This is a genomic window from Vibrio sp. 1978 (genome assembly GCF_033344345.1).
Genome location: NZ_JAWPOP010000367.1, coordinates 1 through 760, shown reverse-complemented (window position 1 = coordinate 760; position 760 = coordinate 1). Strand labels below are relative to the sequence as shown.

General features: G+C 48.2%; 1 protein-coding gene. It reads left to right on the top strand.

The features are described 5' to 3' along the window. Positions 1–99: 99 nt before the first annotated feature. Positions 100–760, top strand: a 661-nt coding sequence (locus R8N49_RS26660) for an FGGY family carbohydrate kinase (protein WP_318190390.1), incomplete at its 3' end; no start/stop codon positions are given.

Below are 760 nucleotides of genomic sequence, written 5' to 3'. Positions count from 1 at the left end.
TTTGTCCATAAACTTAGCAACCCTATTTATGGGATAACCCACCTGCTCTGGCTATAACAACAAGTAGATTTAGTTTGCTGACCAAAAGTTGGAGTTGTCATGGACACAATAAATACACATCAGCAGCATGTAATTGGTTTGGACTTCGGATCGGACTCCGTACGTGCGCTTATTGTTAATGCCGAAACAGGCCAGGAAGTTTCCTCGTCTGTGGTGTACTACTCACGATGGATGAAGGGGCTATATTGCCAACCCGCGCAATCGCAATTCAGACATCACCCGCAAGATTATTTGGATGCAATGACCAGCGCAATCCAAGAGGTACTGGCGACAGTGCCACAGACTCTGGCCGATTCTGTTGTCGGCATAGGCGTCGACACAACAGGCTCAACCCCAGCTCCAATAGATGAAAACGGCACTGTTTTAGCGCTGCTTCCTGAGTTTGAGCACAACCCAAATGCAATGTTCGTCCTCTGGAAAGATCACACATCCGTAGCCAAAGCAGATCGAATTAATGAACTCGCCCATTCGGGAAAATTCACCGATTACACGCGTTACGTCGGCGGTGTGTACTCTTCAGAATGGTTTTGGGCAAAAGCGGCTTGGGTCAGCGAACAAGATGAACAAGTTGCAAAACGTGCTTTCAGCTGGGTCGAGCTGTGTGATTGGATCCCAGCAATTTTGGCTGATACTCAACATCCACAAAAACTGCGTCGTGGTATCTGCGCTGCGGGACACAAAGCGATGTGGCATGAAAGCT